Source organism: Collinsella sp. LCP19S3_C9 (assembly GCF_052121575.1).
Classification (GTDB): Bacteria; Actinomycetota; Coriobacteriia; order Coriobacteriales; family Coriobacteriaceae; genus Collinsella.
On the sequence record NZ_JBQKDZ010000011.1, the window covers coordinates 16,091 to 30,550 of the forward strand.

A 14,460-nucleotide genomic window follows, 5' to 3' on the forward strand; every position below is an offset into this window, starting at 1 on the left:
GCATGTCCCAAAAATCTACCTTTGCTGTGCGTTAGCCCAGCAGGTCGATGACGTTGAAGCCGGCGTTGCTCTTGGCGATGACGTCTCGGCCGCCAAAGACGCAGGTGGGCGAGACGGCTGCGATGCGCGTCACGTCGGCGCCGAGCGAGCGCAGCTCACCGGGCGTGGCGGCGAGCATCTGGGCGCGGCGCTCCTCGCGTGCATGCGGATCGAGTCCGGCCAAGTAGGTCGTGTTGCGGCGTTTGGTGAGCGCGTACGGCTTCACCGGCGCGTCCATGCCGCTCACGCAGCTCACGATAAAGCCCTCAAAGGCGGCCACGTCGGGCTCAAAACTGCCGAGCCATTCGCCTGCGCGCGCCACGCGCTCAATCGAGGGGTCGATTGCCGGGTCGCGGTAGGTGTAGAACGCCGCCTGACGCTCACCTGCCGCGCGGAATCCGCAGCCGTACGCCCCGCCCTTCACGCGGATCTCATTCCACAGGTAGTCGTAGGAGAGCGCGTTGGCGGCAACCGCCCAGGCGCCCGTCACGTCAATGCCCAGGCGACGCGGGTCGCATGCGCTTGCCGCAAAGCAGATGTCGCTGGGGATGACAAAAGCCTCGTGGCGGTCACACGGCGTCGGCACCACGAGCGCGTCGCGGCCGGCAACAGCACCGTCGCCCGCGCCCAACCCCAGGTCGCCCGCGGCGGCCCAGTACGCGTCAAAGTCCTCATCGCTGCCGGTAAAGCTCGCCAGACAGCCATCGGACACAAAGATGCGGCCTGCCAGCTCGGCAAGCTTGGCGCGCAGGTCGTCCAGGCGCTCGTCAAAGTGGTCGAGCAGATCGCGCAGGAACAGGTAGAAGTCCACGCCCGAAAGCTGCTCGCGCACCACGGCCGAAGGCGAGCTGTAGCTCATCGCGCGACCGAGCGCCGCCGAGTGTCCGTTGTTAATAAAGCCCTGCTCAAGCCCAATGCGAATCTGCGTGAGCACGTCGCGCACGCGGTCGGCTTCGGCATCGAGCAACAGCGTGCTCGACCACACCTCGCGCGGCAGGCTCGCCAGCGCATCAATCTTCTCGGACAGGGCGCCGGCGCTCACCAGCAGGTAGGGGCGCACGCCGTCCACGTCGGGCTGGGTCATGACCTCGGTCGTAAAGCTCAAAAAGCCCAGCCTGCCAGCGATGAGGTTGTCGAGCTCCTCGGCCGAGTGTTCGCTCGTGGGTAGCTGTTTGAGCAGGCGGCAGAGAAGGGTCACATAGGGCAGGTCTTCAAACGCGACGCAGCTCAGGTCGAAATACTGCATGGCGTAGGCCAAGCGGTTGGTGGGGATGCCGTGGCGCAGGCAGGGGATGGGCGCGGTCGTGTTCACGACCAGCGGCGGCTCGGGGCGCGCCTCGCCAATGTCGGACACGCGCAGGCGTGGCAGCGTGGCCTTGGCCTCGGGCGCGTCATCCGCCTCCTGCGCGGCGCGCAGCGCAGCCGTGCGCTCGACCACATCGGCCAGCTCGGCATCGGTCATGGTATCGCGCTTGGCTGCCAGCTCGGCGGCCTCGGCACTCTCCGCACCCTCGGCGGCATCCACCGGCACCAGCTCGACCAGCGCCATGTGGTCATTCTCCAGCACCAGCTCGCGCAGCAGGTCCTCAAAATAGCTGCCGTCCAGCTCGCCGCGCAGCTCCTCGTACACCGGGCCGTACTTGAGCGCCAGCGTCGCGGCGTCGTCATCGTAGAGCCAGGTGCTCAGCGCGTCGCACGCAATGGCCACGCCGTCGGCGATACCGTAGTCGCGCTGGCGCAGGTCGTATTCGTTGCTGCTGATGATGGCCTCCAGGCGCTCGCGCGGAACGCCGTGCTCGCACAGGTCGCGGCAGGCGTCCTGGAACACGCGGCGCAGCTCGCGCGCCACGCCGGGCTGAGCGTTTTGCAGCATGATGAGCTCGTAGGGCTGCAGGCTCTCGGCCGCGGTGTAGCTCACCACGTTGCCGCCCAGGCCGGCGGCCAGAATGGCCTTCTTAGCCGGCGCCTCATTGGAACCCAGCAGTGCCTCGAACAGGATGTCCGCCGCGATCGTGCGCTTGCGGTCGAGCGCGCTGCCCAGCACAAGACCCAGGCCCACCAGGGCATTCTCGGGTGTGGTGGCCATCTCGACGCGCTTGTACTCGCAGGTCACGGGCGCCTGCACGACCAGCGGATTGGGCGCCAGCGTGGACGGGTCCTCGCCGGCGGCGACGGCTGCGTCCATGCGGCGGCTCGCGGCACTCGGCTGCGACAGATAGCGCTCGTCCAAAAAGGCCAGTGCACGGTCCACGTCCAGGTCGCCGTAGAGCGTGATGTAGGAGTTGGAAGGATTGTAGTGGCGCGCGTGCGTGTCCAGGAACTGCTCGTAGGTGAGCGCAGGGATCGCGCGTGGGTCGCCGCCGCTCTCGTGCGCATAGGCGGTGTCGGGATGAAGCGCGGCGTTGACGGCGTCGTCCAGCACGCTCATGGGGTCGGACAGCGCGCCCTTCATCTCATTGAAAACCACGCCGTTATAGCGTAGCGTGCCCTCGCGCAGGCTTGCGGAACTGCCGTTACCCTCGCCCTCGGCGCCCTCCGGCAGGTCCAGCTCGTAGTGCCAGCCCTCCTGCTCAAAAATGGTGGGCTTGGTATAGATGGCCGGGTTGAACACCGCGTCCAGGTACACGTCCATCAGGTTGTACAGATCCTGCTCGTTGGTGGTGGCGACGGGGTAGATGGTCTTGTCGGGGTAGGTCATGGCGTTGAGGAACGTCTGCATGGAGCTCTTGATCAGGTCGACGAACGGCTCCTTGACGGGAAACTTGGCCGATCCGCACAGCACCGAGTGCTCGAGGATATGGAACACGCCGGTGGAATCAGCCGGCGGCGTCTTAAAGCCAATGGCAAAAGCCTTGTTTTCGTCGTCGCACGCCAGGTACAGCAGGCGAGCGCCCGAGGCGGTGTGGCGCAGCACGTAGGCGTCCGAGTCGAGCTCGGGCACGGTCTCGCAGCGCTCGACGGCAAAACCGTGGCAGGCGGTGCCAGGCACCAGCAGCGCGGCGGCAGCGGTGCGCGGGTCGGTTGAGGTGGTGGGCATATGCAGTCTCCTTTGACGCCCCAGCGGGGGCGAATCGAGTCGAATCCTCGTGAGTATACCCATATGGGGCCGCGGCTCTGCGGCGAACTGGAGACGATGCCGGCGGAATGGACAAAGGCCCTGCGTGACCGCCGCGCGATCGTGGATATTCGGACACACGAGCGCGGATTTTCGGACCGTCCAATAATTCTCACTCACGTAGCGGCAACCAAGATAAGGCGGCCAGCGCCGGCTTGATGAATAGTGCCGAAAGACGTCCTATGCCTGCGCGTCCGCGTGTCCATCCATCAGGAACAGCCTAAGAACCAGCTTGATGGCATATCCCGGTTTGATTTCTGCCGCGTCAAAGACGTGGCGCTCGGCGAGCTCGCTGCAGTATGCGTAGATGTCGCGGATAAGGTCCGCGCCCGAAAGCGTAAACATGTAGCCCGCGTCCGAAAGCGCATTGGGCGCGGCGGGCAACTTGGCCATGTGGCAGAACGTTTGCAGGTCGGGCGCCATAACATTCTGGTAGTCGAGGTGGCCGCTGGCATCCTGTGCGGCAAGCTCCAATTGGCGCACAAAATCCAGCGCCGCCGCTAACACAAAGCTCGGCGTAGGCGCATTGACGTCCTGAGTGGTCGCCACAAGCCTGCCCGCCGCCTGCGTGACAAGCCAAGCGACCTCGCGCTGGCAACGCACGGCCTTGCGCGTCACCGGCTTGATGGACGAAGAAGAAACGCTTCCCTTAGGCGGATTCGAAGCAGCCATAAGACCCTCCCATGAACAATCCGGCCCAATAAGCCCGGATGAAACACGTGCTACATCAGTATACAGGGGAGTGGGATGGCGGGGTATGAGCGCGACAGCGGCAAACCGAGAGCATCAACGATGTGCCGATCGCGGAATGAGATCTCGTAATAATTGACTCTCGGCCATATTATTGAGGGGCATGACTCGCGTTCGTATGGTTGTAGGTGCTGGCGATGAACGACATTGACCTTGCTGTTCCGTTGATGGATGGACCAAGCTATGACCGTGCCTGCAGTCTCGTGCCTTCCGAATACGTTGAGGCATGGGAGTGGTTTCTGGGTGAGGAACAGCGCGGCGGCGTTTGGACCAGCCTTCCGCACCGCACCAAGGAAGATAGCCCTCAGTATCAGTATCGTTTGAGAATTGGCGCGGACTTCTTTCCCGTAACGCGGGATTCAGGGATCTTCTGGCCGGGCCAGGATCGGGTGAAGCAAGATCCCAATAAGATCTTTGCGCTTTCGGTCCATAACTCTAAAAAGAGCTTCTACACCGATGTTCCTCCGCTCTATTTGGATGACGGTACGTGGGTCATTAAGTATTCGGTTCAAGCGCCAGGTGTCGTTGGTTCTCGAGACCAGAATTACAACCGTAAAATGCTCAACTGCATGGAATATGGCGTTCCAGTTGGAGTCATATTTGCAACCGAGGTGGGCTATAAGGTGCTCGGCCTTGCGTTTGTTGAACGGTTTGAGCCCGAAAACGGCTGGTTTGTTCTGCATGGTCCCGTTCATAAAGGTGGACCGGACCCTCGTTTTGCGTCCGACATGAGCTATCTGAAGCACATGTCAGCCGACATTGAGTTTGCCGGACAGAGTGCGACCGATGACGAAAAAGCTCGCTATGCGTTGAGACGCGAGCGATTGGGGCAGCAATGGTTCCGCAAGCAGCTCATTGCCGCCTATGATGGTCGCTGCGCGGTGTCGGGTTGTGGGGTTAACGAGGCACTGGAGGCTGCACATATCGAGAATTACTCGGGACCCAAATCGCAGGTTGCCAGCAACGGCATTCTGCTTCGGCGCGACTTTCATGCTCTATTCGATGCTCATCTGATTTCGTTTGAGCCTGTTTGCGGCGAATATCGGCTGTGCGGATCGTACCTGCTGGATAAGACCGACTACGCTTCCTTTGCAGGTGCGACGCTAAGGCAGCCGAATGAGCGTCAGTGGCGACCCAATGCGGTGTTTCTTGAGGCCCATCGCATTGAGTTCGATCGCTCGGAAAAGAAGCGTGAAAAGGCGGGGCTTCTGCCGTATTAGCGTATTTGGCTTTGGCGGTCTTTTACGATCGTGTTGTTTGATCGGATCGCGTGGCGATGCAATCTCGTGCACGCCCGCCGGTGCATGCTCTTCCTGATTTGGATAGCGAGAGAGGAGCGCGTGTGAGCTGGCGAGGCGATATTGCGATGGGGAAGTACGGAAAACTGCCGTGTGCCCTTATAGACAACAATATGTTTCCGGGCGTAGAGGTTGATTGCGGGTCGTTTGCCGTCGCCTGTCCTTATTGCGGCTCACAAATATCGTGTCTCGATATTCGGTTCATCGATGCGCGCGACAGACTCAGCGACGAAGTGAGAAAACGGACGGGCGTTCATATGCCGGTGTATCCGGAGAAATGCCCTGTTTGCGGCCTCGATATCGTGTATGACGTTTGCGACGGGGGATAGGTGATGCGGAGGAGCTGGCTGTGAAGGCCTCTCCGTCTCTACAAATAAATTCCCTCACCGAGTTGCTTGTGGAACTCGGCGTGATGGTCGCGTGCCCAGGTAAAGAGTGCCTGGTCAAAATTGGTATGCGTGGCCGGGACGCCAAAGACGCCGGCAACTTCGACGCGCACAAACTCCAGTGCCGGCAGCTTGTTGATGGCAGTGAGGGCAAACGGGGACGAGGGTTCTTCGAACAGATAGCGGCTGCCTTGCAGCGCGTCGCAACAGTTGCACGTGTTGCCGAGTGACGGGGCTTTGGAGGCTCGCGCGCCTACGGGCTTGTAGCCACAGCGCTTAGAAAGATAGTCGCGGATCTCGCCCGGGACGCAGCCAAGAGCGGGAACAATGGCGAGCGCGTTGGCATTGGTCGTGTCGATGGCAATGTGCCCGGCCTTGTTGGGTGCGTGCGCGATGGCGATGCCCTCGCCGTCATCGGCTCGATAGGGAATGCCGAAGGCCGCGACCGAGGTCTCTTTGTGACACTTCCAGCACTCGCGCTTGCCTAGTACTAGATATATATACGGCGCAGAGGGGTCGGATCGGTCAACACCGGGCAGCCACTCGGCAAAGGGCTCGGGGTTGACGCCGCTGGGTACATACCAGATCTTCTTGGTCCGGTCCCATTTGGCGCCCAGCGCCTTGGCTTCTTCTTTGCGCGAAAAGGGAACATCGAGCTCGGTGCGCATGGTGGCTCCTTGGTGCTGCAGGTGTAAGTGGCTCAAGGATACCGCAGGGTGTGGACGTTGTGGCGTTTTGCCGAGAAGCCGCGGTGCGGACTGGTTGGTTACGCCTTGGATAAACTGGCAAGTAGATGGTCGACTTTTGGCCAGTTGAGCGGCAACCTTGCCAAAAGCTTGACGGATTGCGGTTTGGGCATCGTCGAATGAACACTTTGGCGCACCTCGGCGAAAAAACCGCCGGTCGTTTACCGGAAACTTAACAGGACCGCCAGCCGCCGCCGGCGTGCGTGCTATCTTCGCGCCATGAGGTACTTTATCGTTTCACATAACGCCGCATTGGCGCTGTTGGCGCACATGCCGAACCCTCGCTTTGGGGATTCGGAGCCAGAGGTCGTGTCGATTGCAGGTGCCTGTGCGCTCTTGGACCAAGAAGCGCAGGAGGTTATCGATCGCTATGACCTGGGAATCGAAACGCTGGATTTGCTGGTGCCGTCGCGCGCCGGCCGTCGGCAGAGCAAGCATGTTAAGACGCATCTGTGCACCAACGAGCTCCCGGCGGGTTCGTTTATCTCGCTGGGCCACTGGATGGGCGACCTTGATGCGTATGTGTGCTCTCCCGAGCTGGCGTTTTTGCAGGCTGTGCACGATGGCGATATGGCAGCGGCCGTCTATGCCGGCTATGCGATGACATCGGATTACCGGCTGGATAACCTTGCTCCCGGTGGGGTAACAGGCAGGGATGCGGGCATGCGCGATAGCAGGCTCACGACTAAGGAGCTCATCGCGGCGTATATCGAGAAGTCACCCAAGGTGAGGGGTATCGCGAAGGCAAAGGCGCTGCTTGCATATGTGATCGAGGGGTCGCGCTCTCCGAGGGAGTCGGGGCTCTGCATGTTTATGTCGCTGCCTGCGCGCTACGGCGGGTATGCATTGGGCAAGGCCGAACTTAACAAGAAGGTCTTCATTCGCGATGGATACAATGACGGACGTGATCACAAGCTTCGCGTGTTGGAGCGCACACCCGACATAACGCTTACGGCTAAAGTCGAGGTGGGCATGGATAAAGTAAAGGCCGGACTGCTGCCAGAGGTGCTGACCGCGATGGTCGATTACGATAGCGATGCCATTCATGACGGACGCGAGAAGATTTACAAGGATGCCGAGCGCCGCAACGAGTTGGAGCTGTTGAGCGGCGTGGCACACTTCACCGTGACGACTGAGCAGGCAAATGACTACGACAAGCTCATCCGGCTGTGCGAACGCATCCGACGGAAGCTGCACCGGAACAAGCGACCCATTTTTAACAAGCCCATGAGCGAGGAGCAGCGATACTTTGCCCTCAAGCGCGTCGAAGCGAAGCGGTTTAAGCTTTGGCAGGCCGTAATCGAGGCGCGTCAACATTGGTAGGGGCGGTTGCTGGGCATGGGACCAAGGGCCTCATTGTCAGGTCTAATACTTTTCCCGAGAAGTGAACGAGTCAAAACGGACCCCCGAAACATCGACACTTTTGGTGGCTTATTTCCTGCGGTTTTATCATTGGAATCCTGCGGTTTTGGCTGTAAAAAGTGTGGATGCTTCGGGGGTCCAAATAAGGTCGTTCACTTCTCGGGAAAAGTATTAGACCTGATTATGGGAAGGCTGTCCGGATGTGGCCGCGAGGCTTGCGAAGGCCAGATCGGGGCAGTCGCCAAGGCTGTTTGGGTAATTTTGGGGCTGATTGGGGCGATCGCCGGGGTTGTCTGGGCGACTTTGGGTGTGGCAGGGGTAATTGCCGGCGATACCGAAGCAACTTGGGGTCTGCCGGGATGATTACCGGTTATGTAGAGGCGGTATCAGCCTCGATTGGGATAGTTATTGGAGCTGCCGAAGCGGTTTTGGGTGCCACGGCGCCCTTTTGGCTTAGCACATAAAACAAAACAGCCCAGAGGCATAGCCTCTGGGCTGCGAACATTTGGTGGGCGTTAGAAGATTTGAACTTCTGACCTCTTCCGTGTCAGGGAAGCGCTCTCCCCCTGAGCTAAACGCCCGATCAAGGGTGCGCAAGTGCGCAAGGGATAATATAACGGAGCTTGAACTCGGTGGCAAGAATATTTTTTAAAATCGCTAACGTTGTGGAATCAAAGGGCTTTGTCGCGCCCATTTTAAAAGAGCTCGCTGCCGTGATTTGGCTGTCGCATAATGCAAAGCCGTTGCGATGCCGAGCCATGGAAGAGACGTCTGCGGAATTGTCCTACCGATAAGCGGACAAGCCCCCAGCTGGTGCCTTCGCCGTGGTAAGGTAAGCCGAATTGTTTCCAGGCTGTTTCGGGGGAGCGGGATGAGCAAAGAGCGTGTCGAGCAGGTCGAAGGCGCAGGGACTTCGGTGCCGATGACCGATATATCGAACATTGATGTGCCCGAGGGCACCGATGAGCTCAGCCGCAGCACCCGCCGTGCATGGCGCGACCGCCTCAACGACGCCCAGACGCGCAAGATGATCGTGGGCATGTTGGCTACGCTCGTGGGCGGCTCGTTTTGGGGCTTCTCGGGCACCAGCGCGAGTTTTTTGTTCGATACCTACCATGTCGATACGCTGTGGCTTATGAGCATACGACAGATTCTCGCCGGCCTGCTCTTTATGGCTGTGGTTGTCACGCGCGACCGCGCACGCCTGGTTAAGCTTTGGACGACGCCGACCGACCGCAAGCAGCTGTTGCTCTTTACCGCCTTTGGCCTGCTGTTCAACCAGTTTTGCTATCTTTCGGCCGTGCGCCTGACCAACGCCGGAACCGCGACGGTCCTTCAGTGCCTGCAGCTGGTCATCATCATGGGATATACCTGCATCACCGATCGCCGCAAACCGCGCATGCGCGAGGTTATCGGTATTGGCCTGGCCCTTGGCGGCACGTTTTTGATCGCCACCGGCGGCGACCCCACGAGCCTGAGCATCTCGCCGCTCGGTCTGGTGGCGGGTCTTATGTGCGCGGTGAGCGCCACCTGCATGGCGGTGATTCCCGCCAAAATTCTGCCAGAATACGGCAGCCCCATCGTTACGGGTTCAGCCATGCTCACGGCTGGTATCGTCACCTGCACTATCGTGCAGCCTTGGGCCCATATGCCGGCGCTCGATGCCGCCGGCGTCGAGGCGCTCGCGGTGTTTGTGGTCGTGGGCTCGTTTTTGGCGTACATGCTCTATATGCAGGGCGTCAAGGACATCGGCTCGGTGCGTGCGAGCCTCATCGGGACCGTGGAGCCGGTCTCGGCAACCATTACCAGCGCCGTTATGCTGGGCACGGTATTTTTGCCGACCGACCTTATCGGCTTTGCCATGATTATCGTAATGATGTTTTTAACGGTGTAGCCCCCGCGGTTGCTATTAAAGGATAATGGGCTGGCGGCGCGTTGCTTTGGCGGCGCGCCTTTGTCTATAGAGAGGACCTCTTATGAAGTACTTTGGCACCGACGGATTTCGCGGCGAGGCCAACGTTGGGCTGACCGTAGAGCATGCGTACAAGATCGGCCGTTTTGTGGGTTGGTATTACGGCGCCAACCGCGAGCGCAAAGCACGCGTGATCGTGGGCAAGGACACGCGTCGTTCGAGCTACATGTTCGAGGCGGCGCTGGTGAGTGGCCTGGTCGCGAGCGGTGCAGACGCCTATATGCTGCATGTGATTCCTACGCCGGGCGTGGCGCACCAGACCGTGGAGGGCTGCTTCGATTGCGGCATCATGATCAGTGCGAGCCACAACCCGTTTTGCGATAACGGCATTAAGTTGGTTAACAGCGACGGCTTTAAGATGGACGAGGACGTGCTGGAGCTCATCGAGGACTACATCGATGGCAAGAGCGAGGTGCCGCTGGCCACGGGCAACCACATTGGCGCCACGGTTGACTACATGCAGGGCCGCAACCGCTACATTGCCTCGCTCATTGCAAGCGCGAACTTTTCGCTGCAGGGCGTCAAGATTGGCATTGACTGCGCCAACGGCTCGGCGTCCTCTGTCGCCAAGCCGGTGTTCGATGCGCTCGGCGCCGATGTGCGCGTGATTAACGCCGCACCCGACGGCTTTAACATTAACGTCGACTGCGGCTCTACGCATATGGAGCGCCTGCAGCGCCATGTGGTGGAGCAAGGCTTGGACGTGGGCTTTGCCTACGACGGCGATGCCGACCGCTGCCTGGCCGTGGACGAGCGCGGCCGCGTGGTCGACGGCGACCAGATTCTGTACGTGTGCGGCGTGTATCTTAACAAGCACGGGCGCCTCTCGGGCGGTACCGTGGTGCCGACGATCGCCAGCAACTTTGGCCTGATTAAGTCGCTGGAGCTTGCCGGCCTGAGTGCCGTGACCAGCGGCGTGGGCGACCGCCACGTGTATGCCAAGATGCGCGAGGGCGGCTACAGCCTGGGTGGCGAGCAGACGGGCCATACGATCTTTGGCGATATCGAGCGTACGGGCGACGGCATAATGACCTCGCTGCGCGTAATGGAAGTGATTCGTGCCGAACGCGAGACGCTTTCGCAGCTCGCGGTGCCGTGCAAGCTGCTGCCGCAGGCGCAGGTTGCCGTACGCGTGGCGGACAAGGATGCTGCGCTGGGTAGCATGGGCGTGCAGGCCGCCATCGCCGAGGCCGAGGCGTTGCTGGCAGGCGAGGGCCGCGTGCTGGTGCGCAAGAGCGGAACCGAGTCGGTGATTCGCGTGCTGGCCGAGGCTCCGGACCAATCAGCCGCCGACGCCGCCATGAAGCGCATCGCCGCCGCGCTGGAGGCTCTGTAGTTACGCAGTTTTACCAAACCGCGTAACCGCTCGACGCTACAAACGGCCCCAAGCGGCAATCTGGCGTTCAATTTCAAGGGCGCGACCAGAAGGTCAGCGCCCTTTCATTTCACGTCACCTTGCTCGCTTGGGGCCGTTTTCGCTGACGTTGCCAAGACATCGACGTCAACATGGTTGGCGTTGGCGATGGCGTGCTGGTCAATCCTTACAGCTGGTACAGCGTGGTGAACTTGTCCTGCAGGTAGCTGCAGTAGTAGCGGGCATCGAATGCCATACCGCACGCGCCCTTGATGAGCTCCGGCGCGTCCTTGGCGCGGCCCCACTGCCAAATGTGCTCGCCCAGCCAAGCGCGGACGGGTGTCAGGTCGCCGCTCGCACAGGCGCCGTTAAGGTCGACACCGTCGCGGCACATGGCCGGCACAAACATGGCATCGTAGGCGCTGCCCAGCGCATACGTGGGGAAGTAGCCAAACGAGCCGCCGCTCCAGTGCGTATCCTGCAGGCAGCCGCGCGTGTCGTCGGGAACGGGAATGCCCAGGTACTCGCCCATAAAGCGATTCCAAAGCGCGGGGATGTCCTTGGCCGTGGCCTCGCCGGCAAACAGCATGCGCTCAATCTCGTAGCGCACCATAATATGCAGCGGGTAGGTGAGCTCGTCGGCCTCGGTACGGATCAGCGACGGCTGAGCGATGTTCACGGCGTGGTAGAGCGTGTCCTCGTCCACGTTGCCGTAGACCTCGGGCGCGTGACGGCGCAGCACTTCGAGCAGCGGGCCCATAAAAGCGCGACTGCGGCCTACGGTGTTCTCGAAAAAGCGGCTCTGGCTCTCGTGAATGCCCATGGAGGTGCCGCCCTCCAGACACGTACGTGCGTAAGCGGGGTTCACGCCCAGCTCGTACATGGCGTGCCCCGCCTCGTGGATGATGCTATAGACGTTGGAGATGCAGTCGTTCTCGTAGATGTGCGTGGCGATGCGCGCATCGCCCACCGAGAAGCCCTCGCTAAACGGGTGCTCGGTAAAGGCGAGCGTGGTGTCGTCCAGGTTAAGGCCGACGAGCTTCATCAGGTCGAAGCTCATGGCGCGCTGGGCGGCCTCGGGCACATGCGCGTGCAAAAAGTCGGCAGTAGGCTGCTGCCCGCGCTCGCCGATGGCGTGAACGAGCGGCACGACGGTGGCCTTGACCTCGTCACAAAACTTATCGAAGCTCTTGGCGGAAAGGCCGCGTTCGTACTGGTCGAGCCAAACATCGTATGGGTCGCGCTTGGGGTCCATGAGCTGGGCCTGATGCTTAAGTTGGGCGACGATTCTATCCACGTAGGGCTCAAAGCTCGCCCAGTCGTTGGCCGTCTTGGCCTTGTGCCACACGGCGTCGGCCTCGCAGGTGAGCCTGGTCCAGGCTTCGGCTTCTTCGGTGGGAATGGCGCTTGCCTCGCGCTGGTCGCGGCCGAGCACGCGGATCTCGTCGAGCAGCTGCGGGTCGTTGATCTTGCCGCCGGCGACGGTCTCGTGTGCCAGCGAGCCTACAAGCTCGACGGACTTTTTGCTGGTCAGGAGCTTGTGATGTTCGCCGGCAAGGGTGCCCATAGCATCGGCGCGGGCCGCAGCGCCGTTGGCGGGGGCAATCGTCGCGCCATCGAACTCGGCAATCTTGAGCAGGTACTCGCGGGTCCATAGTTTGCCTTCGAGCTTGCGGAGCTTCTTGATGCCCTTGCCCGCCTTGGCGTTCTTAGAGGCCTTGGCCACGGCGGCCTTGGCCTTCTTATCGAGTTTCTTTCCCATACCTATATCCTTGATCTCGCAGACCGGACGCCACGGGTGGGCGTGCGGCCAGTTTGCACAGCTATCTGCCTTGTACCCAGTGCGAACAAAACGGAACGCGGCGATATGCTCGCAGAATGTGTTATCCTATAGCCCAATGCGTTGACGGAGAGGGTTTTGCCCGCCGCGTCGCCGGCAAGAGAGGGAAGGTCATGGGCTGCAAGCCTTCCTGCGGTGGCAAGGGCCAAGCGTTCACTCCCGAGCAGCAACCTCAACGGGCGCGCGGCCAGCGGCGGCGAAGCCCCAGTAGGGAAGCCGTGAGCCTCGCGATAAGGGGCACAGAGTGGGCACGGCGGGCCAGACATCCGCCGGGTCAAACAAGGTGGTACCGCGGAATTCAACCGTCCTTGGGCAATGCACATGCCCGAGGACGGTTTTTTGTTACCGAACCGGGCCGCGTTTTTGCAACGCCAGACGGCGGCAGTCGTCCTGGCGAGCGGGGAACGCGAGAGACGAAAGGGAAGACATGAGTCTGATTGATGATCTGGTCAAACTCGAGGAAGAGGCCAAGGAGCTCGTCGCAGGCGCCGACGACGCCGCCAAGCTCGAGGCTGCGCGCGTTGAGCTGCTCGGCCGCAAGGGTCGTATTACCGGCCTGATGCGCATGATGGGCAAGCTCGCCCCCGAGGATCGCCCCGTGATGGGCAAGCGCGCCAACGAGATGCGCCAGCTGATCGAGGGCATGCTCGACGAGCGCACCACCGAGATGAAGGCCGCCGCCCTCAAGCACGCGCTGGAGCACGAGGCCGTCGACATCACGCTGCCGGGCATCCGTCCGCAGATCGGCCACCAGCACCTGATCAAGCAGATCATCGAGGAGGCCGAGGACATCTTTAGCGGTATCGGCTACACCGTCGAGTCCGGTCCCATGGTCGACACCTCCTACTACAACTTCACCGCGCTCAACGCCCCCATGGATCACCCGAGCCGCTCGGCCCGCGACACCTTCTATGTGGTCGACAACAACCCCGGCAGCGTCGCGCACCCCGAGGCGCATGCCCACGGCGAGTCCGACGTGCTGCTGCGCACCCAGACCTCGGGCGTGCAGATTCACACCATGGAGTCGCAGAAGCCGCCCATCTACATGATCTGCCCGGGCACCGTCTACCGTCCCGACACGGCCGACGCCTGTCACCTGCCGCAGTTCAACCAGATCGAGGGCCTGGTCGTCGACGAGGGCATCACCTTTGGCGATCTTAAGGGCACGCTCGACTACTTTGTTAAGTGCATGTTTGGCGAGGACCGCAAGACGCGTTACCGCCCGCATTTCTTCCCCTTCACCGAGCCTTCCTGCGAGGTGGACGTGAGCTGCCACGTCTGCGGCGGCAAGGGCTGCAACTTCTGCAAGCACAGCGGCTGGATCGAGATCTTGGGCTGCGGCATGGTCGACCCCAACGTCCTGATCAATTGCGGCATCGACCCCGAGAAGTACACCGGCTTCGCCTTTGGCATTGGCGCCGAGCGCGTCGCGGCCCTGCGCTACGACCTGCCCGACCTCAGAACGCTCATGACGGGCGATATGCGTTTCCTGAATCAGTTTTAAGTTGACCTGTCCCGGCGGCTTCCCGAGCCACCGCACCTTGCCCCTCAAACCGTCGCTTGCGTACCCAAGTACGCGGCGCTCCTCTTTCGGGGCA

The 14,460-nt window shown here is 61.3% G+C and carries 9 protein-coding genes and 1 tRNA gene; 5 read left to right on the forward strand and 5 right to left on the reverse strand.

Annotated features, from left to right (window positions below):
• Positions 1-31: 31 nt before the first annotated feature.
• Both ACTQXI_RS06270 and ACTQXI_RS06275 read right to left on the reverse strand, forming a co-directional pair.
• Complete coding sequence (locus ACTQXI_RS06270; protein ID WP_441049001.1) at positions 32-3,076, reverse strand: insulinase family protein; 3,045 nt, start codon at positions 3,074-3,076, stop codon at positions 32-34.
• A gap of 258 nt (positions 3,077-3,334) precedes the next feature.
• The gene (locus tag ACTQXI_RS06275; RefSeq protein WP_441049000.1) at positions 3,335-3,826 is read right to left on the reverse strand and encodes a hypothetical protein; all 492 of its coding nucleotides are present in this window, start codon (positions 3,824-3,826) and stop codon (positions 3,335-3,337) included.
• Positions 3,827-4,041: 215 nt separating this feature from the next.
• Between ACTQXI_RS06275 and ACTQXI_RS06280 the strand changes: the two genes are divergently transcribed.
• A complete protein-coding gene (locus ACTQXI_RS06280; RefSeq protein WP_441038653.1) occupies positions 4,042-5,124 on the forward strand; it encodes an HNH endonuclease in 1,083 nt (360 codons plus the stop codon).
• 445 nt (positions 5,125-5,569) lie between these two features.
• On the opposite strand, the gene ACTQXI_RS06285 is transcribed toward ACTQXI_RS06280, so the two are convergent.
• On the reverse strand, positions 5,570-6,256 hold the full coding sequence (locus ACTQXI_RS06285) for a DUF5710 domain-containing protein (protein ID WP_441048999.1): 687 nt from the start codon (positions 6,254-6,256) through the stop codon (positions 5,570-5,572).
• 297 nt (positions 6,257-6,553) lie between these two features.
• Between ACTQXI_RS06285 and ACTQXI_RS06290 the strand changes: the two genes are divergently transcribed.
• Positions 6,554-7,657 carry a hypothetical protein gene (locus ACTQXI_RS06290; RefSeq protein WP_441548426.1) on the forward strand — a complete coding sequence of 368 codons (1,104 nt, stop codon included), beginning with the start codon at positions 6,554-6,556 and terminating at the stop codon, positions 7,655-7,657.
• 545 nt (positions 7,658-8,202) lie between these two features.
• Here the strand turns inward: ACTQXI_RS06290 and ACTQXI_RS06295 are convergent.
• Positions 8,203-8,277, reverse strand: a tRNA-Val gene (locus ACTQXI_RS06295).
• Positions 8,278-8,567: 290 nt separating this feature from the next.
• Between ACTQXI_RS06295 and ACTQXI_RS06300 the strand changes: the two genes are divergently transcribed.
• Positions 8,568-9,590: a DMT family transporter gene (locus ACTQXI_RS06300; protein ID WP_441048998.1), complete on the forward strand. Its 1,023-nt coding sequence runs from the start codon at positions 8,568-8,570 to the stop codon at positions 9,588-9,590.
• Between the two features lie 82 nt (positions 9,591-9,672).
• Positions 9,673-11,004, forward strand: coding sequence for a phosphoglucosamine mutase (gene glmM / locus ACTQXI_RS06305; protein ID WP_441048997.1), 1,332 nt, complete (start codon positions 9,673-9,675; stop codon positions 11,002-11,004).
• A 205-nt stretch (positions 11,005-11,209) separates the two neighbouring features.
• On the opposite strand, the gene ACTQXI_RS06310 is transcribed toward glmM, so the two are convergent.
• Positions 11,210-12,784, reverse strand: coding sequence for a carboxypeptidase M32 (locus tag ACTQXI_RS06310; RefSeq protein WP_441048996.1), 1,575 nt, complete (start codon positions 12,782-12,784; stop codon positions 11,210-11,212).
• A gap of 505 nt (positions 12,785-13,289) precedes the next feature.
• On the opposite strand from ACTQXI_RS06310, the gene pheS reads away from it, so the two are divergent.
• A complete protein-coding gene (gene pheS, locus ACTQXI_RS06315; RefSeq protein ID WP_154517607.1) occupies positions 13,290-14,366 on the forward strand; it encodes a phenylalanine--tRNA ligase subunit alpha in 1,077 nt (358 codons plus the stop codon).
• Positions 14,367-14,460 lie beyond the last annotated feature (94 nt).

Bases quoted from the DNA above. Each gene is read 5' to 3' on its own strand.
- ACTQXI_RS06275 (WP_441049000.1), bottom strand. From the start codon at position 3,826: ATGGCTGCTTCGAATCCGCCTAAGGGAAGCGTTTCTTCTTCGTCCATC.
- ACTQXI_RS06290 (WP_441548426.1), top strand. From the start codon at position 6,554: ATGAGGTACTTTATCGTTTCACATAACGCCGCATTGGCGCTGTTGGCG.
- pheS (WP_154517607.1), top strand. From the start codon at position 13,290: ATGAGTCTGATTGATGATCTGGTCAAACTCGAGGAAGAGGCCAAGGAG.
- ACTQXI_RS06285 (WP_441048999.1), bottom strand. From the start codon at position 6,256: ATGCGCACCGAGCTCGATGTTCCCTTTTCGCGCAAAGAAGAAGCCAAG.
- ACTQXI_RS06300 (WP_441048998.1), top strand. From the start codon at position 8,568: ATGAGCAAAGAGCGTGTCGAGCAGGTCGAAGGCGCAGGGACTTCGGTG.
- ACTQXI_RS06270 (WP_441049001.1), bottom strand. From the start codon at position 3,076: ATGCCCACCACCTCAACCGACCCGCGCACCGCTGCCGCCGCGCTGCTG.
- glmM (WP_441048997.1), top strand. From the start codon at position 9,673: ATGAAGTACTTTGGCACCGACGGATTTCGCGGCGAGGCCAACGTTGGG.
- ACTQXI_RS06280 (WP_441038653.1), top strand. From the start codon at position 4,042: ATGAACGACATTGACCTTGCTGTTCCGTTGATGGATGGACCAAGCTAT.
- ACTQXI_RS06310 (WP_441048996.1), bottom strand. From the start codon at position 12,784: ATGGGAAAGAAACTCGATAAGAAGGCCAAGGCCGCCGTGGCCAAGGCC.